The 23,588-nt window shown below is 69.2% G+C and carries 16 protein-coding genes and 1 pseudogene; 7 read left to right on the forward strand and 10 right to left on the reverse strand.

Annotated features, from left to right (window positions below):
* Window positions 1-606 (forward strand): annotated as a pseudogene (locus WAE60_RS15245) (peptidase M56); the annotation flags it as partial.
* Window positions 607-744: 138 nt separating this feature from the next.
* Here WAE60_RS15245 and ligD read toward each other — a convergent pair.
* Both ligD and WAE60_RS15255 read right to left on the reverse strand, forming a co-directional pair.
* Window positions 745-3,390, reverse strand: coding sequence for a DNA ligase D (gene ligD, locus WAE60_RS15250; protein WP_337687428.1), 2,646 nt, complete (start codon window positions 3,388-3,390; stop codon window positions 745-747).
* A gap of 52 nt (window positions 3,391-3,442) precedes the next feature.
* Window positions 3,443-3,817, reverse strand: a complete 375-nt coding sequence (locus WAE60_RS15255) for an MmcQ/YjbR family DNA-binding protein (RefSeq protein ID WP_337687429.1) — start codon at window positions 3,815-3,817, stop codon at window positions 3,443-3,445.
* Between the two features lie 151 nt (window positions 3,818-3,968).
* On the opposite strand from WAE60_RS15255, the gene WAE60_RS15260 reads away from it, so the two are divergent.
* The 4 genes from WAE60_RS15260 to WAE60_RS15275 all read left to right on the forward strand — a co-directional run bounded on the left by WAE60_RS15260 (window position 3,969) and on the right by WAE60_RS15275 (window position 7,947).
* Window positions 3,969-4,784 carry a fumarylacetoacetate hydrolase family protein gene (locus WAE60_RS15260; protein WP_029912615.1) on the forward strand — a complete coding sequence of 272 codons (816 nt, stop codon included), beginning with the start codon at window positions 3,969-3,971 and terminating at the stop codon, window positions 4,782-4,784.
* 146 nt (window positions 4,785-4,930) lie between these two features.
* Complete coding sequence (locus WAE60_RS15265; RefSeq protein ID WP_029912612.1) at window positions 4,931-6,205, forward strand: MFS transporter; 1,275 nt, start codon at window positions 4,931-4,933, stop codon at window positions 6,203-6,205.
* 240 nt (window positions 6,206-6,445) lie between these two features.
* Window positions 6,446-7,483: an oxidoreductase gene (locus WAE60_RS15270; RefSeq protein WP_337687430.1), complete on the forward strand. Its 1,038-nt coding sequence runs from the start codon at window positions 6,446-6,448 to the stop codon at window positions 7,481-7,483.
* Entirely contained in the window at window positions 7,480-7,947 is a 468-nt protein-coding gene (locus WAE60_RS15275) for a heme-degrading domain-containing protein (protein WP_029912608.1), read from the forward strand. The genes WAE60_RS15270 and WAE60_RS15275 overlap by 4 nt, the downstream gene beginning before the upstream one ends.
* 159 nt (window positions 7,948-8,106) lie before the next feature.
* Here the strand turns inward: WAE60_RS15275 and mrdA are convergent, their stop codons facing one another.
* From mrdA to WAE60_RS15290, 3 genes are all read right to left on the reverse strand, one after another.
* Window positions 8,107-10,089: a penicillin-binding protein 2 gene (gene mrdA, locus WAE60_RS15280; RefSeq protein ID WP_029912605.1), complete on the reverse strand. Its 1,983-nt coding sequence runs from the start codon at window positions 10,087-10,089 to the stop codon at window positions 8,107-8,109.
* Between the two features lie 196 nt (window positions 10,090-10,285).
* Entirely contained in the window at window positions 10,286-11,062 is a 777-nt protein-coding gene (locus tag WAE60_RS15285; RefSeq protein ID WP_337687431.1) for a hypothetical protein, read from the reverse strand.
* A gap of 181 nt (window positions 11,063-11,243) precedes the next feature.
* Complete coding sequence (locus tag WAE60_RS15290) at window positions 11,244-11,435, reverse strand: hypothetical protein (RefSeq protein WP_029912599.1); 192 nt, start codon at window positions 11,433-11,435, stop codon at window positions 11,244-11,246.
* Between the two features lie 237 nt (window positions 11,436-11,672).
* On the opposite strand from WAE60_RS15290, the gene WAE60_RS15295 reads away from it, so the two are divergent.
* On the forward strand, window positions 11,673-12,935 hold the full coding sequence (locus WAE60_RS15295; RefSeq protein WP_337687432.1) for a DUF4010 domain-containing protein: 1,263 nt from the start codon (window positions 11,673-11,675) through the stop codon (window positions 12,933-12,935).
* An 11-nt stretch (window positions 12,936-12,946) separates the two neighbouring features.
* Complete coding sequence (gene ppk2, locus WAE60_RS15300) at window positions 12,947-13,798, forward strand: polyphosphate kinase 2 (RefSeq protein WP_337687433.1); 852 nt, start codon at window positions 12,947-12,949, stop codon at window positions 13,796-13,798.
* Between the two features lie 17 nt (window positions 13,799-13,815).
* On the opposite strand, the gene WAE60_RS15305 is transcribed toward ppk2, so the two are convergent.
* The 5 genes from WAE60_RS15305 to ppc form a co-directional block, all read right to left on the reverse strand.
* Window positions 13,816-15,732, reverse strand: coding sequence for a polysaccharide lyase family protein (locus WAE60_RS15305; protein ID WP_337687434.1), 1,917 nt, complete (start codon window positions 15,730-15,732; stop codon window positions 13,816-13,818).
* 56 nt (window positions 15,733-15,788) lie between these two features.
* Window positions 15,789-17,429, reverse strand: coding sequence for a DUF5597 domain-containing protein (locus WAE60_RS15310; RefSeq protein WP_337687435.1), 1,641 nt, complete (start codon window positions 17,427-17,429; stop codon window positions 15,789-15,791).
* 1,013 nt (window positions 17,430-18,442) lie between these two features.
* On the reverse strand, window positions 18,443-19,549 hold the full coding sequence (locus WAE60_RS15315) for a sugar kinase (RefSeq protein WP_029912585.1): 1,107 nt from the start codon (window positions 19,547-19,549) through the stop codon (window positions 18,443-18,445).
* A gap of 6 nt (window positions 19,550-19,555) precedes the next feature.
* Window positions 19,556-20,230 (reverse strand): bifunctional 4-hydroxy-2-oxoglutarate aldolase/2-dehydro-3-deoxy-phosphogluconate aldolase, encoded by a 675-nt coding sequence (locus WAE60_RS15320; RefSeq protein ID WP_029912584.1) that lies wholly within the window; start codon window positions 20,228-20,230, stop codon window positions 19,556-19,558.
* A 572-nt stretch (window positions 20,231-20,802) separates the two neighbouring features.
* On the reverse strand, window positions 20,803-23,538 hold the full coding sequence (gene ppc, locus WAE60_RS15325; RefSeq protein WP_337687436.1) for a phosphoenolpyruvate carboxylase: 2,736 nt from the start codon (window positions 23,536-23,538) through the stop codon (window positions 20,803-20,805).
* Window positions 23,539-23,588 lie beyond the last annotated feature (50 nt).

The raw sequence follows: 23,588 nt of genomic DNA on the forward strand, positions 1-23,588 counted from the left end.
CTTCCGCCGCCGCCTCCGCCCCCTCCTCCGCCGCCGCTGAACGCGCCCGAACCGCCGCTTCCGCCGCTTCCGCCCGCGCCGCCGCCGCCCCCCGCCCCTCCCGCGGGCGCCGCCTACAGCTACAGCTACTTCCGCTACGCCACGCCCGAGGAGCAGCAGGCCGCGACCGAGGCCCGCGCGGCCGCCGCCGAAGCCCGACGCCAAGCGGCCGACGCGCGCCGCGAAGCCCGCCACGCCGCCGAGCGGGCGCGTGTGGACGCGGAACAGGCGCGGGCCAACGCCGAGCAGGCCCGCGCCGACGGCGAATGGGCCCGCCGGATCGGCGAACAGGCCCGCGCCGAGGCCGCCCGCGCCATGGTCAAGGCTCGCGCCCAGATGGCCCAGGGCGCCGTCCAGATGCGCCAGGGCGCCCAGCAGATGCGAGAGGAAGCCGCCCGCCTGCGCGACCCGGCCTATCGCGCCAAGCAGATCGAGGACAACCGCGCCCGCGGCAATACGGTGACCGACGCCGAGCTGCGGGACCTGTCGAACCGCCTGCCGGAACAGGCCGATGACCTGGAGCGCCAGGCCGACAAGCTGGCCGCGGAAGCGCGGCAGGCCAGCTGAACTGTCGTTGTCATCCCGGAAAGCGCGCAGCGCTTGTCCGGGACCCAGGTGAGCCGCAAAGCGCCAACCCAGTCCCCTGCGTCCCGGACAGCCCCTGCGGGGCTTCCGGGATGACACCTGTTTGGGAATGCGGTGAGTTCACCCCAGCCGCTTGATCGCCGCCTTCAACGGCTTGGCGGCGTCGAAATAGTCCTCCCAGGCCGTGCTCTTGGCGATCAGGTCCGGGGCGGTGCGGATCGTGTACTTCTTCGGGTCCAGCCCCGCCTTCACCTGGGTCCAGTTCAGCGGCATCGACACCGTGCCGCCGGGCCTGGCCCGGGCCGACAGGGGCGCGACGGCGGTCGAGGTGCGGTCGTTGCGCAGGTAGTCCAGGAAGATCCGCCCCTCCCGCGCCTTCTTGCTCATGGTGATCAGGTACTTGTCCGGCGCGTCGGCGGCCATGCGGGCGCAGACCTCGCGGGCGAAGGCCTTGGCCGCGTCCCACGGGACCTTGTCGGACAGCGGCGTGACCACGTGCAGCCCCTTGCCGCCGGTGGTCTTGCAGAAGCTGACCAGGCCCAGCTCCTCCAGCCGGTCGCGGATCTCGCGGGCCCCGGCGATGACGTCCTCGAAGGTGACGCCCGGCGCCGGGTCCAGGTCGAACACCAGCCGGCCGGCGACCTCCGGATCGTTCGGCTGGCAGTTCCAGGGATGGATCTCGACGGCGGCGATCTGGGCGGCGGCGACCAGGGCCTCGACCCGGTCGAACCGCAGGTAGGGCTGCTTGTCGCCCTTCACGTCGACCTGCTCGATCAGGGACGACATGCCCCGCATGGCGTGGCGCTGGAAGAAGGTCTGGCCGCCAATCCCGTCCGGGACCCGGATGATCGAGGCCGGCCGGCCCTTGACGTGCGGCAGCATCCATTGGCCGACGGCGGCCATGTAGCGGGCCAGGTCGATCTTGCTGGCCGGCGCGCCGTCGACGTCGGGCCACAGCGGCTTGTCGGGGCTGGAGATCGTCACGCCCAGCACGACGCTGTCGACTTTGGCGGTGGCAGACGCCTTGGCCGCCTTGGCCGCGCGCGGCGTCGGTTCGGCCAGCTCGGCGGTCTCGGCCGACGCCGGGACCTCGGCCTCGACCTCGGCGGCGGGCTTGTCCTCGCGCAGGCCCTTGAACGCCGCCTGGCGGATCGCGCCGTCGCCGGTGAAGCCGGCATATTCGATCTCGGCCACCAGCTCGGGCTTCACCCAGTGGATGTTGTCGGCCTTGCGCGGCGCGTCCTTGCCCTCGAACGGCGACTTGGTCGTCTCCAGCGCCTTCAGCCGGGGCAGCAGCCTGGCGACCTTGTCGCGGCCGAAGCCGGTGCCGATCCGGCCCACATGGGCCAGCCTGCCGTCGCGATAGACCCCGGCGATCAGCGAGCGGAAGGCCGTTCCGGTCGTCGTCCAGCCGCCGATCACCACCTCGTGCCCCGCCCGGCACTTGGACTTGACCCAGGTCTCGCTGCGGCCCGAGCGATACGGCGCGTCCAGCCGCTTGGAGATGATGCCCTCCAGCTCCAGCTTGCAGGCCGACATCAGCACCGCGTCGCCGGCGGTCTCGAAGTGGTCGACGAAGCGCAGGCGCGGCTCGTCCTGGCCCATCAGCGCCTTGAGCCGCGCTTTGCGCTCGCGAAGCGGCAGGCCACGCAGGTCCTCGCCGCCCTGCGCCAGCAGGTCGAAGGCGAAGAAGATCAGGTCGCCGCTGTCGCCGTCCGACAGGGCCGCCTGCAGGCCGGCGAAGTCGGGCTGGCCGGCGGCGTCCAGGGCCACGACCTCGCCGTCCAGGATGGCGTCGGGCAGGTCGGCGGCGGCCTCGGCGATGGCGGCGAACTTCTCGGTCCAGTCCAGCCCCTTGCGGGTGCGAAGCACCGCCCGGCCGTCCTCGATGCGCAGCTGCACGCGATAGCCGTCGAACTTGATCTCGTGCGCCCAGCCGGGTCCCGACGGCGGACGCTCCACCGACTTGCACAGCTGGGGTTCGATGAAGTCAGGCAGTACGGCGGGCTTGGCGGCCTTCTTGGCGGGAGCCTTGGGCTCGGCGAAGGTCCGCGTCTCCAGCGCCTCCTTCTGCAAGGCCTCGCGTTCGGCCTTGGTCCGGCTCTTCCACACGGCGTCCCCCTTGCCCTTGGACTTGAGGATGAACGGCTTGGGTCCCCGGCCCTTCCCCTCGGCGATCTGCGCCATGGTCCGGCCCGAGGCGATCGAGGCGTCCTCCTCCAGCACCAAGGTCCCCTCGCCCGGCCGCGCGGCCTCGTCCTTGTGCTTGATCAACAGCCAGTTCGACCGCTTGCCCTTCCCGTCCTTGGCGTTGCGGTCCCAGTTCATCCGCACCAGCACCCACGAGCCGTGCAGGCGCTCGCCCTCCAGCACGAACTTCAGCTCGCCCTTCTTCAGCGCCTTGGCCACGTCCTCGAAGCCCGGCTCGGGCGACCAGTAGCCGCGGTCCCACAGCTGCACCGTGCCGCCGCCGTACTGGCCCTTGGGGATCGTGCCCTCGAAGTCGCCGTAGTCGAGCGGATGGTCCTCGACCTCGACCGACAGCCGCTTGTCGGCCGGGTCCAGCGACGGGCCCTTGGTCACCGCCCACGACTTCAGCACCCCGTCCACCTCCAGGCGGAAGTCGTAGTGCAGGCGGGTGGCGTCGTGCTTCTGGATCACGAACCGGGCGTGCGGCGCGGAGGCCACGGCGGTGTCGCCGCTGGGCTCGGCGGTCTTCTGGAAGTCGCGCTTGCGGCGGTATTCGGCGAGCTGTCCTTGGGCCATGGGAAGGCTCCTGTCGTGCCTGGATGAAGGCGCGCGACGGGCTGGCGGTTCCTTAAGCCCCCGCGTCGAAACGCTTGACCAGGCTCTTTGGCGCGACCACCCGCCAGGCGTCTTGAAGCAGCGCGCTCAATTCGTCGGTCTCGACCGCGTCCAGCCGCACCAGCACCGCCGGATAGCCGCGATAGTGGTCGTCCTCGAAGAAGGTCTCCGGCGCGGCCTCGAGCAGCAGCTCCTTCTTCTCCATCCGGCAGCGCACGGCCAGGACGCCGGGCACCAGCTGGCGCGGCCCCTTCGGCGTGGCCCGCGCCAGATAGGGCCAGGACAGCCCTTTGCCGCGCACCGAAAAGCTCAGCGAATCCTCGGATTCGCCCGCCTCGGCCTCGGGCAGGGCCAGGACGGCGCGGCGGATTTTGGGATGATCGATCATGGAACCGGATGAAATCCCTACGACAGGGGCATGACAATCCATTGTCACCGGTGTCGCGGGACCGATTGTCAATGACACCGGTTTCCATTATGCACGACCAAAGCCCGTTTAACGGGACTGTAGTGTGTTTTCGCGAGGGAGGATTCGCGGCGTGACCGTTTCCGAGGCCGAGAGCGAGGTGTTCGCACCGGCGTCCATCGCCCCACAATTCGTCGAGGCGCGTCTGAAGGGCGTGTCGGTTCCTGGTTATCCCGGCGGCGTGCTTCCCCAATCCATGGCCGAGGGCTACGCGGTCCAGGACCTGGCGATCGACCTCTGGCCCGACGAGCTGGTCGGCTGGAAAGTGGGCCTGGTGCCCCCGCAGCACCGCGAACGCCTGGGCGCCGAACGCCTGGCCGGCTGCATCTTCAAGACCAAGGTCTGGGATGCGGGCGACCAGCCCACCCCCTTCCGCGCCATCGCCGGCGGCTTCACCGCGGTCGAGGCCGAGTTCATCATCCGCCTGGGCAAGGACGCCCCGGCCGACAAGACCGAATGGACCGCCGAGGAAGCCGCCGAATACGTGGGCGAGCTGATCGTCGGCATCGAGATCGCCGGCAGCCCCCTGGCCACCATCAACCAGCTGGGCCCGCCCATCGTGGCGTCGGACTTCGGCAACAACGACGGCCAGATCCTGGGCCCGGTGATCGAGAACTGGCGCGAGATCGCCTGGGAAGACATGCCGGCCGAGACCTTCATCGACGGCGTGTCCGTCGGCAAGGGCGGCGCGGCCTCGATCCCCGGTTCGCCCCTGGCGGCCCTGGCCTTCCTGCTGGGCCACGTGGCCTCGCGCGGCCGACCGCTTAAAAAGGGAATGCTGGTGACCACCGGCGCCAGCACCGGCATTCATGACATTGCCGCCGGCGAGAGCTCCCGCGTAGACTTCGGTCCGTTCGGAAGCGTCGCCTGCGTGGCCGTGCCGGCCTAAAGCCAAAGTCGTGCTTCAGGGCCGATTATTCTATACGCGTAGCCTTCGAGCGAGCCGGTATCCGGTTCGCCTGAAGGTGTCTAACGATCGGAAACCGGCGGGGGCGTCGGAATAACTACAAGCCTAAGGGTGAGGATGTGACGTCCATGGACGCTCCAACGATGCCGGCTCCGTCCGCGAAGATCGGCCGGTACCGGTGGGTCATTGTCGGCCTGCTGTTCCTGGCGATGGTGATCAACTACGTCGACCGCCAGACCATCGGCCTGCTGAAGGCCGACCTGAGCAAGGAATTCGGCTGGGACGAGACCCACTACGCCGACCTGGTGTTCTATTTCCAGCTGGCCTACGCCGTGGCTTACCTCGCCTGGGGCAAGATCATGGACAAGATCGGGGCCCGCTGGGGCTTCGGCATCGCCTTCCTGATCTGGCAGGGCGCCCACATCGCCCACGCCCTGGCGCGCAGCTTCGGCGGCTTCGCCTTCGCCCGCATGGGGCTGGGCATCGGTGAGGCCGGCGGCTTCCCGGGCGGCATCAAGGCCGTGGCCGAGTGGTTCCCCAAGAACGAGCGCGCCCTGGCCACCGGCATCTTCAACGCCGGCACCAACATCGGCGCCATCGTCACTCCGCTGGTCGTGCCGGGCATCGTCATCGCCTTCGGCTGGCAGATGGCCTTCATCGTCACCGGCGTCGCGGGCCTGCTATGGCTGCCGCTGTGGCTGATCGTCTATCGCCGCCCGCGCGAGCAGAAGCGCCTGTCGGCCGCCGAACTGGCCCACATCGAGCAGGATCCGGCCGATCCGGTCGAGAAGATCGGCTGGGTCAAGCTGCTGGGCAAGAAGGAGACCTGGGCGTTCGCCCTGGGCAAGTTCCTGATCGACCCGATCTGGTGGATGTTCCTGTTCTGGCTGCCCGACTTCCTGGGCAAGCGCTATCACCTCGACCTCAAGAGCTTCGGCCCGCCGCTGATCGCCATCTATCTGATGAGCGACGTCGGCTCGGTGGCCGGCGGCTGGCTGTCCTCGCAGCTGATGAAGATGGGCTGGAGCATCAACAACGCCCGCAAGACCACCATGCTGGTCTGCGCCCTGCTGGCCATGCCCGTGATCTTCGCGGCCAATGTCGACAACCTGTGGACCGCCGTCCTGATCATCGGCGTCGCCACCGCGGCCCACCAGGGCTTCTCGGCCAACCTCTACACCCTGCCGTCGGACGTGTTCCCGCGCGGCGCGGTGGGCTCGGTGGTCGGCATCGGCGGCATGCTGGGCGCCGTGGGCGGCATGGTGTTCTCCAAGTACATCGGCCAGGTCCTGGACCGGATCGGCACCTACACGCCGATCTTCATCGTCGCCGGCAGCGCCTATCTGGTCGCCCTGCTGGTCATCCACCTGCTGAGCCCCAAGATGGAGCCGGCGAAGATCTAGGTCTTCGTCAGCCCCTGGACAGACGAGCCCCCGATCGAAAGGTCGGGGGCTTTTCTTTGCGCCCTCTCTCAGAGGGAGAGGGGATCCGCGTCCGCAGGACGTGGGAGGGTGAGGGGTTACGCCCTTACCGCTTTCCCGCAAACGCCCTGCCGGCACGTCGTCGAGCATTTTACCCCTCACCCTCCCACGACTTCGTCGCGGGCCCCTCCCTCTCCCCATGGGAGAGGGTTATAAGCGGCCATGTCCTCTCCCCTCCCCTTCAAGGTCGCCCTGGTCGGCTACGGCTTCGTCGGCAAGGTCTTCCACGCCCCGCTGATCGCCGCCACGCCCGGCCTGCTGCTGCACACCGTGGTCTCCAGCGACCCGGCCAAGGTCCATGCCGACCATCCGAACGTGAAGGTCGCGCCCGACCTCGACGCCGCCCTGGCCGACGCCGAGATCGACCTGATCGTCATCGCCACCCCCGACCCGCTGCACGCGGCCCAGGCCCACGCGGCCCTGGACGCCGGCAAGGCCGTGGTCATCGACAAGCCGTTCGCGGTCACCCTGGACGAGGCCCGCGCCGTCGCCGAGCACGCCCAGCGGGCCGGCAAGCTGCTGAGCATCTTCCACAACCGGCGCTGGGACAGCGACTTCCTCACCCTCAAGGCCCTGATCGCCGACGGGACGCTGGGCGACATCGTGCAGTACGAGAGCCATTTCGACCGCCACCGCCCGGTGGTCCGCGACCGCTGGCGCGAGAAGCCGGGCGCGGGCGTGTTGCTGGACCTGGGCCCGCACCTGATCGACCAGGCCCTGCAGCTGTTCGGCCGACCGGACGCCGTCTACGCCGACCTGGCGGTCCAGAAGGACGGCGGCCAGGCGCCCGACTACTTCCACCTGGTGCTGCGCTATCCGCGCCTGCGGGTGCTGCTGCACGCCAGCCAGATGACGATCGACTCGCGCCTGCGGATGGCCGTGCACGGGACCAGGGCCAGCTTCCATAAGGAAGGCCTGGACGAGCAGGAGAACGCCCTGAAGGCCGGCGTCGTCCCGGGCTCCGAAGGCTGGGGCGCCGATCCGCGTCCCGGGACCCTGACCGTCCCCGACGGCGAAGGAACCGCCAGCCGCGTGGTGCAGGGCGTCCCGGGCGACTACCTGGCCTACTACGCCGCCATCCGCGACGCCCTGTCGGGCCACGGCCCCAACCCCGCCTCGCCCGAGGAGGCCCTGGCGGTGATGGAACTGATCGACCTGGCCGCCCGCAGCGCCGCCGAAGGCCGCGAGCTGTCGCTGTGACCGATAGCGAGCTGCTGGCCGCCATCGCCGCCCAGGAGAAGGCCCTGGTCTTCCCGCGCTTCACCCTGGACGACGCCTGGACGCTGGGGACCGCCCTGCGCGACGCCGCCCTGGCCCGCCAGGCGCCGGTGGCCATCGACATCAGCCTGCCGGGCCGCCCGCTGTTCCACGCCGCCCTGCCGGGCGCGGGTCCCGACAACGCCGAGTGGGTGCGCCGCAAGCGCAACGTCGTCCTAACCCTGGCGACCAGCACCCTGGCCGTGGGCCTGAAGCTGAAAGCCTCGGGCGAGACCCTGGAGGAACGCTACGGCCTCCCGCCCCGCGACCACGCCGCCCACGGCGGCGGCTTCCCGCTCAGCCTGGAGGGCCTGGGCTGCATCGGCGCGATCACCGTCTCGGGCCTGCCGCAAGTGGAGGACCACGGGCTGGTGGTCGAGGTGCTGGAGCGGGTGCTGAAAGGCTAGATCACCGCCCAAAACTCCGCTCATCCCGGCGAATGCCGGGACCCAGATGGAATGGCGGTGTGGTTGACGCCCAAAATGCTGAGCCCCTCCAATCAGCCCTCCAGCTCTAGGATCTGGGTCCCGGCATTCGCCGGGATGAGCGGTTGAAAGGGAAAGGGCTCACCCCTCCGGATCCACCGTGATCGGCGCATCCGCCGCCCCGGCGTCGCCCTCTTCAACGTCCGTCTCCGGAGCCTCCGGCAGCGGCATCGGCCGCTCGATCCGCGCACGGATCTCCGGGTCCTTCAGCAGCGCCACCCGCATCACCTCGCGCGCCCTCGGCGCGGCGGCGCTGGAGCCGAACTGGCCGCCGTGCTCGATGATCACCGACAGGGCGTAGCGCGGGTCGTCATAGGGCGCGAAGGCGATGAACAGGTTGTGGTCCTTCAGCTTCCAGGCGATGCCCTGGTTGCTGCGCGACGCCCCGGCCGCGTACTGGCGCACCTGGGCCGTGCCGGTCTTGCCGGCCATCTTCACGTCGCCCAGGCCGAGCTGGCTCTGCTTGAAGGCGCCGCCGGTCGGGTCGTTGGCCACGGCCGCCATGCCGGCGCGGACGATCTCCAGGTGCTCCTGCGGGAACGGCAGGTCGGGCACGGCGTCGCCGTGCGGCTGCTCGACCCCGCCGACCGACTTCACCAGGCGCGGGTTCAGCGCCTTCTTGCCGTTGGCCAGGCGCGCGGTCATCACCGCCAGCTGCAGGGCGTTGACGTTGATGTAGCCCTGGCCGATGCCGTACGGCACGCTGTCGCCGGGATGCCAGACCGGGTCGCGCTTGAAGGTCGTCTTCTTCCAGTCCCGCGAGCCCACCAGGCCCTTCTTCTGGCCGGGGATGCCGATGTCGAAGGTCCCGCCGTAGCCGAAGGCCTTGGCCGCGGCGGCGATCGGGTCGGGGCCGATGCGCAGGGCCATCTGGTAGAAATAGACGTCGCAGCTGTTCTTGATGGCCGCGTGCATGTCCTGCACGCCGTGGCCGCCCTTCTTGTGGCAGTGCCAGACCCGGCCGCCGAACGCCCAGCCGCCGGTGCACAGCACCCGCTCGGTCGGATCGACGCCCGCCGTCAGGGCCGCCATGGCCACGGTCGGCTTGAAGGTCGAGCCCGGCGGATAGGTGCCGGTCATCACCTTGTCCAGCAGGGGCTTGCGCTCGTACTCGGCCAGGGCCCTGTACTCGGGACCGGACAGGCCCTTCACGAAGCGGTTGGCGTCGAAGCTAGGGGCCGAGGCCATGGCCAGGAGGTCGCCGGTGCGGCAATCCATGACCACGATCGCCCCGCTCTCGTCGCCCATCACCTCCAGCGCCCGGTTCTGGATGTCGGCGTCCAGGGTCAGGCGGATGTCGGCGCCGGCCTTGGCGGGGATGTCGCCCTCGGGGTCCAGGCGCACCGTGCGGCCCTGGGCGTCGACCTCGGCCTTGTTGGCCCCGGCCTGGCCGCGCAAGGCCCCGTCGAACGCCTTCTCGACCCCCAGCTTGCCGATCCGGAAGCCCGGATGGTGCAGCAGGGCCTGGTCCTGGCCCGGATCGGCCTCGGCCTTCTTCAGGTCGCGGTCCGAGACCTTGGCGACATAGCCGATCACGTGGGCGAAGGCGCCGCCGAACGGATACACCCGCACCTCGCCCATGTCGGCCGTGACGCCGGGCAGCTCCGGGGCCCGGATGTTGACCCGCGAGAACTCCTCCCAGGTCATGTCCTCCATCACGGCCACCGGGGCCTTCTTGGGGGCGCGGGCGATGTCCTTGATCAGGCGGGCGCGGCGCGTGCCGTCGATGGGCACCAGCAGGGCCAGCTCGTCCAGGGTGGCCCCGGCGTCGAAGTCCTTGGACTCCTTGCTGACCATCAGCCGGAAGTTCGGGCGGTTGGACGCCAGCACGACGCCGTTGCGGTCGTAGATCGCCCCGCGCGGCGGCGCGACCAGGCGGTAGTTGAACTGGTTGCCGGCCGACAGCTTCTGGTACCGACGGGCCTCGATCAGCTGCAGCTGGGCCAGCCGCCCGCCCAGGGCCAGCAGGCCCGCGCCCGCCAGGCCGCCCATCAGGAACGCCCGGCGGTGGAACATGCCCTGCCGCTCGTTGACCTCGGAGAAGAAGATCGTCGGTTCGCTCATCGCGCCGCCCCGGCGGGGGCCGTCGATCGACGGCGCGACGGCGTCGCGGCGGCCAGGGAAATCATGATGTCGGGGTGGCCGCAGGCTAGGGTTGATCCGTCGCCAGATTGAGCCGCGCCGCGCCGCCGTCAATGGCCCCGCTTGAGGTGACCGCGAACATTTCCGTGAACGGCGGAAAGGCCTGCCGGAACAGGCCTTACAGGTTACGCCCAGGATCCTGGAAATTGAACAGGGTCAGGGCGAACACCGCCACCGCGTCGCGGTCGGGCGCGCTCTTGGGCGGCAGGTAGAAGACCGGGGCCAGGCCGTTGAAGTCCACCCCGCCCACCTCGACGCCGTCGCGGGTGATCACATAGCCCATCACCCCGCCCCGGCCCGCGCCGCCGAACGGAAGGCCGCCCAGGCGCTTGGTCTGGGCCCGCAGGGTGATCCCCTGGTACTGCATCTCGCCCGCCCGCTGCGGCTGGCTGAGATTGCCCAGGAACGAGCCCTTCGACAGCGCCAGGCTCATGGCCGCCTTCAGCGGCGCGCCGCCCTGCGAATAGGTGCAGACATACAGCAGGTCGTCATGGTCGAAGGTGATCCAGCCCAGGCCGATCCGCCCTTGGCCGCCCTCGCACGAGCCCTCGACCGGCGCGGACCAGTCCGGCGCGGCGACCGAGAACGACGCCTTCATGCTGTCCTTGGAATAGGACCCCAGGGCCTTGACGCTCTTGCCCACCGCCTTGGCCGAGCCGGTGTACTCGCCCACGGCGTAGCCGGGCCGCAGCAGGCTCTCGCCGCGCCGCCCCTGCAGCTTCAGCTTCTCGGTGCGCTGGACCATCGGCACGGCCGGATCGGGCGCCGCCGGATTGGACGCGGCCGGCTTGGGCGTGGCCGGCTTGGGCGTGGATTGGGCTTGCGCCGCCCCGGCCGCCCCAGCCGCAAGAGCGGCCGAGACGCAGAGCGCACGGATCGTGGATTTCAGGATCATGACGTCGCCTCCCCCAAGGCAAGGGCTACGGCGAGCGTGATCCTGGAGCTGTCAGCGGTCAAGCTGCGGGCGGCGTTCGCGAGCCGTCAGCGGGGCGACGACCCCGCCGTGCGCCCGACAAAACGGCCGTCGGAGCGATCCGGCGGCCGCTCTGCATCCCCGCCTACGCGGGAAAACGCGATCAGGTGCTGCCGCCGACCCTCAGGCTGATGCCCCAGCCCAGCACCAGTCCGCAGATCGACACGACGAGCGCCGCCAGCCCCGCCACGGAGACCAGGACGGTGACGAAGGTGATCGGCTGGATCAGGATCCAGGGAAGCACCGTCACGGCGAGCGAGATCAGTATTGCCACGATGTACAGGAAGATACGCATGAAACGCCCCATTCCTTGTTGAGAAGAAACGTTGACACAGAAGCCGCCGATTCACAACCTTTGTGAGAACTAGCAGCAAAGCTCGCGAATTAGGACGCCTGGACCCGCGAAACGGACGGCGCCGTTCGACCCCGCGGGGCCTTCGGGTTTTTTCGGATTGTCCGATCCGGCCACGGCGCACAACACTCGCGGGCGAGCGCCGGCGAGCCGGCCGGAAGCGCTCGGGAGTCAGACGCCTTGCCAGACGCCTCCGGTGCGCCCCTGCTGAATCTTCTGGTCGCCCTGGGCGTGGGCCTGCTGATCGGGACCGGACGCGAGCGCGCCCTGGACGACCCCGCCGGTCCGGCCGACGCGGGCGTGCGCACATTCTCCATCGCGGCCCTGGCCGGCGCGGTGGCCGTCGTCTGCGGCGGCGTGGTCCTGCTGTCGGTCCTGGCCGTCGCCGTCGCCGCCCTGGCCGGCCTGAGCTACTGGCTCAACCGCGACCGGGACGGCCCCGGCCTGACGACCGAGTTCGCGATCCTGCTGACGGTGCTGACCGGCGCCCTGGCCATGAAGGCCCCCTCGGCCGCCGGGGCGGTGGCCATCGTCGCGGCCCTGCTGCTGTCCAGCCGCAAGCGCCTGCACCACTTCGTGCGCACGGTCCTGACCGAGGACGAGGTGCGCTCGGCCCTGATCCTGGGCGCGGCCCTGATCGTGATCATGCCGCTGCTGCCCGACCAGCAGATGGGTCCGTACGCGGCGCTCAATCCCAAGTCCGTCTGGCGGCTGGTGGTGCTGGTGCTGCTGATCGGCGCGGCCGGGCACCTGGCCACCCGGATCCTGGGCGCCCGGTTCGGCCTGCCGATCTCGGGCCTGGCCTCGGGCTTCGTGTCCAGCTCGGCGACGATCGGGGCGATGGGCGCGCGGGCGGCCAAGGACCCCAAGGTCATGACCTCGGCCGTCGCCGGCGCGGTGCTGTCCACCGTCGCCACCGTGGTGCAGATGGCCGTCGTCGTGGGCGCCACCAGCCCCGCCGCCCTCCAGGCCATGGCCGCCCCGCTGATCGGCGCCGGCCTGGCCGCCGGCGGCTACGGCGCGATCTTCACCGTCGCGGCCCTGCGCACGCCGCCGCCTCCGGACGAGCAGACCTCGGACAGCGCCTTCAGCCTGACCGGCGCCCTGGTCTTCGCCGCGACCCTGTCGATCGTCCTGCTGGCCTCGGCCGCCCTGCGCGCCAACTTCGGCGAGACCGGCGCGATCCTGGCGGCGGGCGTCGCCGGCTTCGTCGACACCCACGCCCCGGCCATCTCGATCGCCTCGCTGGCGGCCACCGGCCGGATGCAGCCCGCGGAGGTCGTCATCCCCATCCTGGCCGGCTTCACCACCAACACCGTCACCAAGATCGTCGTGGCCGCCACCAGCGGCGGCCGCGCCTTCGCCCTGCGGGTGGCCCCCGGCGTCGTCCTGGTGGCCGTCGCCGCCTGGGCCGGCGCCCTGATCGGTCACGTCTTCACTTGAGGAGCACTTCCATGGCCAAGGCGAAACACGCCGCCGGGGGCAAGTCCTCGGACACGTCCCCAGGCGCTTCCGGCGGCAAGCCCGGGAAGATGAAGGACAAGGTCTATCTGGAGGAACTGGAGACGCTGCAGGTCCGGCTCTGCCACCTGCAGGACTGGGTCAAGGCGACCGGCGCCCGGGTGATCGTCGTGCTGGAAGGCCGCGACGCGGCCGGCAAGGGCGGCTTCATCAAGGCCCTGACCGAGCGGGTCAGCCCGCGCGTCTTCCGCGTGGCCGCCCTGCCCGCCCCCAGCGAGCGCGAGAAGACCCAGCTGTTCATGCAGCGCTACATCGCGCACTTCCCGTCCGGCGGCGAGATCGTGATCTTCGACCGCAGCTGGTACAACCGGGCCGGCGTCGAATACGTGATGGGCTTCTGCTCGAAGGACGAGCACCGCGACTTCCTGGAGGCCTGCCCCACGGCCGAGCGCTGGATCGTCGGCTCGGGCATCATCCTGATCAAGATCTGGCTGGAGGTCGGGATGGAGGAGCAGGACCGCCGCTTCCACGCCCGGGTCAACGACCCGCTGCGCCAGTGGAAGCTGAGCCCGATGGACGTGGAGTCCTATTCGCGCTGGTACGACTACTCCCGGGCCCGCGACCAGATGCTGGCGGCCACCGACCGCGAGGAGTCGCCCTGGTACATCCTGCGCTCGGACGACAAGAAGCGCGCCCGCCTCAACGGCATCGCCCACATCCTGTCCCAGGTGCCCTACGAGCGCGTCGACCGCCCGAAGATCGAACTGCCCAAGCGCTCGGACAAGCACAAGTACGACGACCAGAGCATCCTGGTCGGACGGCGGATGGTGGCGGCGGTGTATTGAACGCCGCGGTCCAGCGGCTAGGTCGGGCCGGCGGCCAATCCCGCGCCCGCGGCCTCTAGCCGGAGGTAGTCGTACTGGGTGGTTCCCGTCTTGCCCTTCGCCAGGACCTGCGAAAGAGCGATGGTGTTCGCGCCCTTCCTCAGCACCCCGGGCGGGATGGCGATGCGGGTTTCCGCGAACGGACCATGGCTGCCCAGGCGGACGGGCGCGTGATCGGGGTGCGGAGCCTTGTAGCGGCCTACCTCCGTTCCGTTCACGCTGACCGCCAGGGTGGTCTCCGAGGACGCCAGGGCGATATACAGCGAGGCGGCCTCGGCGGGGGTCTGGGTCAGTGAGAATCTGATCGTCCACGGGGCCGAGCCGAACTGCGCGTAGTTCCAATCCTTGCGCCAGTCGTCCTTGCCGACCGTGTAGGTCAGTCCCTTGTCGGCGTCAGCCAGGGCTGCGGCGTAGGTCGCCCACTGGGTGTAGTTGAATGCGCCGTCGTGGAACTCCTTGGAGTCCCGGTCGGGAACGCCGATTTCCCAGACCGTGTCGGCCGTTCGCGACGGGGTCCACCGCAGGGCGCCGAGATCCAGGGCGCGGCCAGGGCGGACCACCACATCGGCCTTGTGGAAGGCGCCGATGGCGCCCGCGCCGAACGCCCAGAGATGGTAGGCGCCGGGCAGCACGTGCGGGATGCTGAAGCGGCCGTCAGCGTCGGTCTTGACCCAGAACTGGTAGGTCCGGCCCTGCAGCTGGAAGTCGGTTCCCTGGTCGTCGGGCGCCAGGCCGATCCAGGCCCCCGCCGCGCTGGTCGCCCGCTTGCCCCGGTCGTCCACCGTCAGGGTCCCTCGAACCGCGCCGCGTCCGGACTCCGGGACGTAGTCGGCGCTCTTGAACCAGCCGTAGGGCCAGGCCGACTGCTCGGCCGCCGCCTGCGCCTGGGCGTCGGCCCAAAGCGCCTGGACGACCTTTGACGACGCGTCGTCCGCCGCGCCCCGGTAGCTGTTGGCGTAGACGAAGTACGGCCCCCAGGTTTTCTTGAACGAGACGCCCGCCGCCATGGAAAGCTGCGTGCCCTGGCTGTAATGCGAGCCGTTGAGCATGTTGAGCAGCGTGTGGTCCATGTGCGCGGTCAGCTCCCGTTTCATGGGGCCGCCGTTGTAGTATTCGTGGCTGGGGACGGTCATCCAGATGCCCAAGCGCTTGGTCGTGCTGCTCCAGCCCCAGACATTCAGGTCGCCCAGGTCGGCGCTGTAGGAATATTTGCATTCGAACTGACCAGCATACTCGCCCGTGGTCAGTTGGCGCACTTCCTTGGGCGCGCCCGACACGGGGATCGAGGCGGCCATATCCTTCACGGTCGGCATCTTTCGCTGGCGCAGGGCGTCGACGCTGAGCCAGTCAAAGATCGGGCTGACATAGGCGTTGGAGCGCCATTCACCGACGTCGGTCCGGGGATATGATGCCGGGTGGTCCAGTCTGGCGGTGACGTAGTAGCCCTGCGCGCCGCGCCGGAGGCTGTAGTAGACGTCGACATCCATGGCCGCGTCGGTCGCCTGGCCCGACCACGGACTGTGAATCCGGACCTCCGCATAGTCGCCGTGGTTGGACGCCGGATCGACGCTCAGGGTCGCGGTTCCGCGCGGCCCGCCATAAGCGGGCGTGTTCCAGCTCCAGTAGAACCGGCCGCCGCCATGACCGCCCTCGAACAGGTTCAGGCCCTTGTAGGTGAAGCGGCTGATCGAGGCGTCCGTCTTGTCGATGCGGATCGCCACGACGCCGTTGTCGAGCACAAGGCTGTCGCCGTCGTCCTTGACCGACACGTCGGGACCCTTGCCATCGCCGCCGCCTGGCACGTTGGCCAGGGCGGCGCTCGAAGCAAGCGCGCACGCGACGGCCAGGAGAACACCGACGGCTTGGGTCGATAAGCGAAGGCGCGGGCGTTTCATGCTGGCTCCGTTCGGACAGGTCGCGCGAAGTCGTCTCAGACCCGGCGACCTTCGGACTATTGGTAGCGATAGACCTTCAGCTTCTGGATGCTGAAGCGGTCCGGCGGCAGGCGCAGGTAGCGGCCCTGGCCGCTTTCGTCGCCGTTCAGCCAGCGACCGCCGACCCATCGGCCATCGACGAACTCCCCATCGACGATCTGCTCGACGCCGACCTGGTCGCCGGACTTGGCTGCGTCGGCGAAACGCAGGATCACGCCACGGCCGGCGACCAGGAACTCGTCCTTGCCGGTCTGGATGATCAGGCCGCCGTGAGCGGCGATCGTCTGAGTGGCCTTGGGGGTCCTGGAATCGACCATGGAGGCGGTGATCGTATAGCCGCCCAGATCGAAGGTGCGTGGGGTCTCGTCCACCACGCCCTCGTAGCTGAGCGGCGCCTTGAAACCGCGCATCGTGCCCTTGCCCTGGTTGGCCAGGACGAGCGGCGCGATCTGGCGCAGCACCCGGTAGGCGTCGGTCAGGGAATCGGTTTCGGGATGGGCCAGGGTCTCGATGGCGAAGGGGCCAAAGCCGATGCCGTCCAGTTCGCCCAGGGTGTAGAAGGCGTTGCCGCCGGCGTCGATCTGGCCGGCGCGATTGGCTTCCGGAACGAAGACCGGATTGTCGGGCCGCCTGAACTGGTCGGCCCAGTGGACGTAGTCGGGGAAATAGGCGTCCAGGCCGATCAGGTCGATGGCGGGGCCGCCGGCCTTCCAGATGTCGAACAGATGCGGCAGCGGGCCGCCGCTGGGATATTGGCCCGGCTTCTGGTCGGGACGATTGAGCGCCACATTGACGTACATCGGCAGGTCATAGGCCGCCTTGCCGGCCTTGGTCAGGTCATTGGCGAAGACCGAGAACCCCCAGGCCTGAAAGATCTGCTGGCCCTCGACGCCGTCGCCGAAGACTTCCGACCAGGTTCCCGCGATCCTGGAGCCGTTGGCGGTCCAGGCGTCGCGGACATAGGGGTGAAGCGTCGCCTTGTTCCGGCGCAGATAGTCGATCAACGCCTTGGGAACGGACCCTTCGAACGCCGCCTGCGCCTGGGGGCCGTAATCGCGGACCACCGGCAGCATGCCGATCTCGTTCTCGACCTGCACCATGACCACGGTGTGGCTTTTGTCGAACGCCTTGATGTGCGCCATCAGGGCGGCGAACGCGCGCTGGTCCGCCTTCAGGGTGTCGGGGTCATAGGGGCTGAGAATGTCGCGCGGCACGTCCTTGTCGTCCCGAGCCCGCGCATAGGTCCTGTAGTCGTGCTTGATGTAGGGCGGCGCGTAGCTGGACATCGAATTCTTCCAGGCGCCGAACCACAACACCACCAGCTTCATATGGTTGGCCTGCGCCTGCTGGATCAGGCCCTCGACCGGGGCGAAGTCGTAGACGCCTTCGCTGGGTTCGATCTGGTCCCACTCGACCGGAGCTACGACGGTATTCAGGCCGATGGTCTTAAGCGTCGGCCATTGGGCGTTCAGGTATTTGAGGTCCGAGGCTGTCGAATTGGCCAGTTCGCCACCCAGGATCAGCATGGGCCTGCCGTCGACGATCAGCTGGGTGGCCTCACCCTGCCGTTTCAGATGCGGCGCGTCCTGGGCGGCGGCGTTGAACGACGCGGCGGCGCCCAAGGCGACGAGGACGGCCGTCAAGCTCTTCCGGTTCATGCGATCCCGCCCCGCCGCTTCCTGGCCCGATCGCACAAGGCGCGGCTCCATTTATCGCACTAATGACTAAAGTCTCACATATTAAATCGTCAAGTCATATTTTGAGATTATATTACACTTCACGACAGGCGGGACATACGCCAAGAAAAACTTATCCCCCTCTTTCCCGGCGTGTTTCCTGAACGAAAACAACGCTCCGAAATCACTTATCCTCCCCCTCTCACGCCACCGCATAATCAGACCACCTCGAGGCGATGGGGAGGGCGCTAAGGCCTGCGACCTTCGCGGCCTTGGGGGGCGGTCGAGCGGGCGTGCTCGTCGGCGGCGGTCTCGTGAGGGGCCGCGTCTCATCCATCTGGTGCCGGCCGGGCGTGGTCCACAGATACGGCGTTGGATGAGGGTCGGCGGCGCGACAGGCGCGGAGTGATCCGTGCGTTCCGGGACCGGGCTTCGTGGGCCCGGCCCGCCCGTCGGGGGCTAAGACCGGCGAGGTCCGAACAGGGCCGATCGCCGGGCGCTCCCGGACAACGATCGCGCGGAGCGTCGGTCCTGGTCGAAACGGTATTTCTACAAAAGCTTCCGGGCCTGGCCCGACGCTCCGCAGCCCTCCCCGACCTTCAGCGGCTTTCCGCGTGAAGTGGCCAAGCCGTGCCCGAAAAGGAGAGCAGCCATGCCCCGATCCCGGACCCGCGCCCGCGAGCGCCGCGCCAGGTTGGCGGCCGGTCTCATCCAACCCGATCCGGAACGGACGCCGGCGCGCGTGCAAGCTTTTTGGCGCGAGGTCTGGAAGAAGGCGGCCGCGCACGAAGACTACCCTCGCCCGTGGCTGGCTCCTCGCAGCCGCGCCGAGCGAGCCCGGGCGATCCGCGCCAGGTTGACGAAGATGCTGGCCGCCGCCTTCGCCGAAATCGCCGAGCAGGACGCGGCGACCGACCGTGGCCGCGAGCCGCCCAGCAAAAAGCCCCCGGTCTCGCGACCGGGGGCTCTGCTTGTTCAGCCGACGAGGGCGAAGACTAGCGGATGACCCGCGCGCCCTTGCCCTTCATCACGGCCTCGACTTCCGCCTGGCGCACCATCGAGGTGTCGCCCGGGGTGGTCATGGCCAGGGCGCCGTGAGCCGCGCCGTACTCGACGGCGGCCTGGGGGCCCTTGCCTTCCATGAAGCCGAAAGCCAGGCCCGAGGCGAAGCCGTCGCCGCCGCCGACGCGGTCGTAGATCTCGAGGTTCTCGCGCATCATCGAGGCGTAGAACTCGCCGCCGGCGTACAGGATCGCCGACCAGTCGTTGACCGAGGCGGTCTTGGCGTTGCGCAGGGTGGTGGCGGCGACCTTGAAGTTCGGGAACTCCTTCACGGCCGTCTGGATCATCTTCTTGAAGTTGGCCGGGTCGATCGCGCTGATGTGCTCGTCCAGGCCCTCGACTTCGAAGCCCAGGCAGGCGGTGAAGTCTTCTTCGTTGCCGATCATCACGTCCACGTACTGGGCGATGTGGCGGTTGACCTTCTGGGCCCCTTCCTTGCCGCCCTGCGACTTCCACAGGCTGGCGCGGTAGTTGAGGTCGTAGGAGATCACGGTGCCGTACTTGCGGGCCACTTCGACGGCTTCGATCACGGCTTCAGCCGTGTTCGAGGCCAGGGCCGCGAAGATGCCGCCGGTGTGGAACCAGCGCACGCCTTCTTCGCCGAACAGCTTTTCCCAGTTCACTTCGCCGGGGCGGATCTGCGAGGCGGCCGAGTGACCACGATCCGAGCAGCCCAGGGCCGGGCGGACGCCGAAGCCCTTTTCGGTGAAGTTCAGGCCGACGCGGGTGTTGCGGCCCAGGCCGTCGAAGTCGCGCCAGATGATGTGGGAGGTGTCGACGCCGCCCTGCATCATCAGATCCTCGACCAGCCACCCCAGGTCGTTCACCGGCAGGGCGGTGACGGCCGTCGAGCGCTTGCCCCAGCACTTCTTGAAGGCGCGGGCGACGTTGTATTCGCCGCCGCCTTCCCAGACCTGGAACTGACGCGCGTTGCGCACCCGGCCGAAGCCGGGATCGAAGCGCAGCATCACTTCACCGAAGGAAGCGCAGTCCCACTTCGTTTCCGAAGCCGGGCGGATGTTGAGGATGTTGTCAGTCATTGGTCTTTAGGCCTTCCCACGAACCTTCTTGATCAGGTCCACCGTCTCGCGGACCTTCTTGGTGATGCCGGCGTAGTCCCCGGCGTCCAGCAGCTCCTGCGTGATCAGCTTGGAGCCCATGCCGGCGGCGACGATGCCCGCGCCGAACCACTTCTTGACCGAGGCTTCGTCGGGATCGACGCCGCCGGTCGGCATGATGCGGGTCCAGGGCATCGGGCCCAGCACCGCCTTGACGAAGTCGGGACCGCCTACCGACGAACCCGGGAACACCTTGACGATCTCGCAGCCCAGTTCCTCGGCGTACGAGATCTCCGAGGCCGAGCCGCAGCCCGGCGAATACGGGATCTTGCGGCGGTTGCAGACCTTGGCGACGTCGGCGTTGAGGATCGGGCCGACCACGAACTTGGCGCCGTTGGCGATGTAGATGCCGGCGGTCGGGGCGTCGACGATCGAGCCCACGCCCATGATCACGCGCGGATCGGCCGAGGCGAAGTGACGGGTCACTTCGTAGAAGACGTGGCTGGCGAAGTCGCCGCGGTTGGTGAATTCGATGCAGGGCGCGCCGCCGTCGGCGCAGGCCTGGATCACCTTCTTACAGACCTCGACGTCTGGGTGATAGAAAACCGGGATGACGCCCTGGTCCATCAGCGCCGTCAGCACGGCCATGCGGTCTTTCACCATCAGTACTGCTCCTCAAAGGATCGATCTTGCGTGCGGCCCGGCTTGCGGGCTTCGGCGTGGAAGATTTCGCCGCGTTGGGCGCTGGGCGACCGTTTAGACCGCGTCGCCGACCGACGCCACACCCGAGGCTCCCCCAACGTCAATTCGCTTGCTGTCGTCCTTGGTTTCCACCCCTGGGTTTCCACCCCCGCCGGGCCCTTCGCGCAACCCCCTTTTGGTCGCTGCGCGTCGGCCCCTCAAATAAAGGGCGCCGAGCCGAAGCTCGACGCCCTGAAAGTTTGCGCAGGAGCGAACTCAGAAAGAGCCGCGGACGCCTGGAACTGGGTAGGCCAGTTCGAAACGTCAGGTGATACCGGTGTCATTGTGGCCTGGCCACTTTGCCACCGGTGTCATTTAGGAATCTACTCCGAAGCGACGCCTTGTGCAAGCGCCGTCAAAACGTTGTTTTCCGTTTTGACGGCGGTGTTGAAAAAACAGTGGAACAAGGTGGGGACACACACTCACGGCGCGCATTCCGCCAGTCCTGGCGAGGCCATCGTGTGAGTGTGTGTCCCCTAAGCCATCCCCTGCCCTCACCCCGTGTTCCGCAACCCCGCGGCGATGCCGGCGACGGTCAGCTGGATGGCCAGGCGGATGTTTTCGTCCTGGTCCCCTGCCCGCCGGCGGGCCAGCAGCTCCAGCTGCAGGTGGTTCAGCGGGTCGACCGACAGGCCGGCCAGGGCGACCGACTCCGCCAGTTCGGGCTGGTTGTCGAGCAGGGCCGAGCCGCCGCGGATCGCCAGGGCGATCTCCGAGGCGCTGTCGTGCTCGCGGCGGATGGCGTCGAAGATCCGCTGGGCGGCGTCCTTGTCGGGCGACAGGTCCTTGTACCGGGCGGCGATGCCCATGTGGCTCTGGGCCAGGGCCAGCTCCATGTTCGACAGCAGGGCCCCGAAGAAGTCGAAGCCGCCGGCCAGGTCCTGCAGCTGGCTCGTGGACAGCCCGGCCCGCTCGACGCCCGAGGCGAAGCCGTACCAGCCCGGCAGCATGAAGCGGGCCTGCGACCAGCTGAACACCCACGGGATGGCCCGCAGGTCCTCGATCTTGCGGCTGGCGGTGCGGCTGGCCGGGCGGCTGCCGATGTTCAGGCCCACGATCTCGCCGATCGGCGTGGCCGACCAGAAGAAGTCCTCGAACGCCGGGTCGTCGTACACCAGGGCGCGGAAGCCGTGGAACGAGGCCTCGGCCAGAGCGGTCATGGCCGCCTCGACCTTGGGGTCCGGACGGGACGCCTCGCGCTCGCTGGCCATCAGCACGGCGGCGGCCAGGCCGTCGAGGTTGCGGCGGGCGGTCGGCTGGTCGCCGAAGCGGCGGGCGATCATCTCGCCCTGCTCGGTCATGCGGATACGGCCCTGGACGGTGCCGGCCGGCTGGGCCAGCACGGCCTCGGCGGCCGGTCCCCCGCCCCGCCCGACGCTGCCGCCGCGGCCATGGAACAGCTGAAGGCCCACGCCCATGCGCTCGGCCTCGAAGGCCAGGGCCGAAGCGCCGCGCGCCACGCCGCGCCGGCTGGCCACGTAGCCGCCGTCCTTGTTGCTGTCGGAATAGCCGAGCATGATCTCCTGCACCGGCCGGTCGCCCAGGATGGTGCGGGAAAGCGGCAGTTCCAGCCACTGGCGCAGCACGCGGGGGCCGTTCTCCAGGTCGCCGATGGTCTCGAACAGCGGGCTGATCTTGACCGAGGCGCGCGGCGCGGCCCCGCCCCAGACCAGGCCCACCTGCTTGAGCAGGACCAGGGGCTCCAGGATGTCCGACAGGGTCGCGGACTTGGAGATCACATAGGCCCCGAGACAGCCGTGGCCGTAGTCGCGGACCATCTGGGCGGCGGCCTCCATGGTCGCCAGCTCCTTGGTCGTCTCCTCGCCGTAGGCGGTGAACGGCGAGACCAGGGGCCGCTGGTGCGACAGCTCGCCGATCAGCAGCTTGGACCGGGCCTCCTCGTCCAGCTCCAGGTACTTCACCCCGGTGCCGGCCCGCTGGAACAGCTCGTGCAGCGTCCGCTCGTGGACGTCGGCGTTCTGGCGCAGGTCCAGGCTCATCAGGTGGAAGCCGCAGGCCTGAGCCACCTCGACCAGGGTGCGCAGGGCCGAGCCGACCAGGCGCTCGCCGCCCTGCCGCTCCAGGCTGTCGATGACGATCTTCAGGTCGGCGACGAAGGCGTCCGGATGGCCGTACGGCTCGACGTCGGTCGTGCCGTTGGCGAAGGCCACCGGCTGGCCGGTCAGCTTCTGCGAGACGGCGGTCAGGCGGTCGAACACCAGCTCCAGGGCCAGGCGGTACGGCTCGTCCAGGCGATGGACCGACGGGTCCCGGGTCTGGGCGGCCAGGGCCAGCAGTTCCTCGGAGACCGGCGTGTAGGCCGTGGAAACCGCCAGGTTCGACCACAGCTTGCGCACCTCGCCGGCGTACCAGTCGAGGATCACCCGCGACTGCGAGGCGAAGGCCAGCTTCAGGGTGTCGCCGTTGACGCCGGGGTGGCCGTCGCGGTCGCCGCCCAGCCACGAGCCCATCTTCAGCAGCGGGGCCATCCGGCCGTGCTCGCCGATCTGCTGCGACCAGTCGGCGTAGAGGTCGATGACCGCCGGCAGGATCGAGGTGCGGACGATCGACAGGGCGTTGCGGATCTCGTCCTTCACGGTGATCCGCTCGGGACGGTACAGGCGCGTCCGCCACATCAGGGCGATCTCGCGGAACAGGCGCTCGCGGATCTCGGCGTCCATGGCCGGCGGCAGGTGGTGGCGGCGCAGGGCCATCAGGCGCGAGATCTCGGTCTCGCGGTCGACCATGCTGCGGCGGCGCACCTCGGTCGGGTGGGCGGTCAGCACCGGCACCACGTTCATGGCGGCCAGGACCTTGGTCAGCTCGGCCGGCGACTTGCCCTCGGCGACCAGCGCCTTGACGGCGTCGACCAGGGTGCGGGGGCGATCGTCGCCCGGCCCGGCCTCGCCCTCGGCGTGGCGGCGGCGGCCGGCGACGTCCTCGCCGATATTGGCCAGCATCGAGTGGCTGGCCAGGGCGCGGGCCAGGAAGATGGCCTGGTCGCTGGAGACCTCGGAAAACAGGCTGTCCAGCACCGGGGCGTCGCCGTTGGCCACGTCCTCGGCCGAGGCCGCGCGGCGGGCCTTGGCCACCAGGGCGGCGGCCTCGGTCCCGTCCAGATAGGCGATCGCCTCGTTCAGCAGCTCGCTGAGCAGATTGGCGTTCTGTCGCACGTGGCGGCTGGTGGGACGATCCCCCTCACCAAGAGACGAGCCAAGAGACAGAGGCATGCGCGAAGCTCCGCGACCGCCGCGAGCGTGCGACGGTTCATCAGGATGGA

The sequence above is a fragment of the Caulobacter sp. CCG-8 genome (genome assembly GCF_037402475.1).
GTDB lineage: Bacteria > Pseudomonadota > Alphaproteobacteria > Caulobacterales > Caulobacteraceae > Caulobacter.

Bases quoted from the DNA above. Each gene is read 5' to 3' on its own strand.
- ligD (WP_337687428.1), bottom strand. From the start codon at position 3,390: ATGGCCCAAGGACAGCTCGCCGAATACCGCCGCAAGCGCGACTTCCAG.
- WAE60_RS15255 (WP_337687429.1), bottom strand. From the start codon at position 3,817: ATGATCGATCATCCCAAAATCCGCCGCGCCGTCCTGGCCCTGCCCGAG.
- WAE60_RS15265 (WP_029912612.1), top strand. From the start codon at position 4,931: ATGGACGCTCCAACGATGCCGGCTCCGTCCGCGAAGATCGGCCGGTAC.
- WAE60_RS15270 (WP_337687430.1), top strand. From the start codon at position 6,446: ATGTCCTCTCCCCTCCCCTTCAAGGTCGCCCTGGTCGGCTACGGCTTC.
- mrdA (WP_029912605.1), bottom strand. From the start codon at position 10,089: ATGAGCGAACCGACGATCTTCTTCTCCGAGGTCAACGAGCGGCAGGGC.
- WAE60_RS15285 (WP_337687431.1), bottom strand. From the start codon at position 11,062: ATGATCCTGAAATCCACGATCCGTGCGCTCTGCGTCTCGGCCGCTCTT.
- WAE60_RS15290 (WP_029912599.1), bottom strand. From the start codon at position 11,435: ATGCGTATCTTCCTGTACATCGTGGCAATACTGATCTCGCTCGCCGTG.
- ppk2 (WP_337687433.1), top strand. From the start codon at position 12,947: ATGGCCAAGGCGAAACACGCCGCCGGGGGCAAGTCCTCGGACACGTCC.
- WAE60_RS15305 (WP_337687434.1), bottom strand. From the start codon at position 15,732: ATGAAACGCCCGCGCCTTCGCTTATCGACCCAAGCCGTCGGTGTTCTC.
- WAE60_RS15310 (WP_337687435.1), bottom strand. From the start codon at position 17,429: ATGAACCGGAAGAGCTTGACGGCCGTCCTCGTCGCCTTGGGCGCCGCC.
- WAE60_RS15315 (WP_029912585.1), bottom strand. From the start codon at position 19,549: ATGACTGACAACATCCTCAACATCCGCCCGGCTTCGGAAACGAAGTGG.
- WAE60_RS15320 (WP_029912584.1), bottom strand. From the start codon at position 20,230: ATGGTGAAAGACCGCATGGCCGTGCTGACGGCGCTGATGGACCAGGGC.
- ppc (WP_337687436.1), bottom strand. From the start codon at position 23,538: ATGCCTCTGTCTCTTGGCTCGTCTCTTGGTGAGGGGGATCGTCCCACC.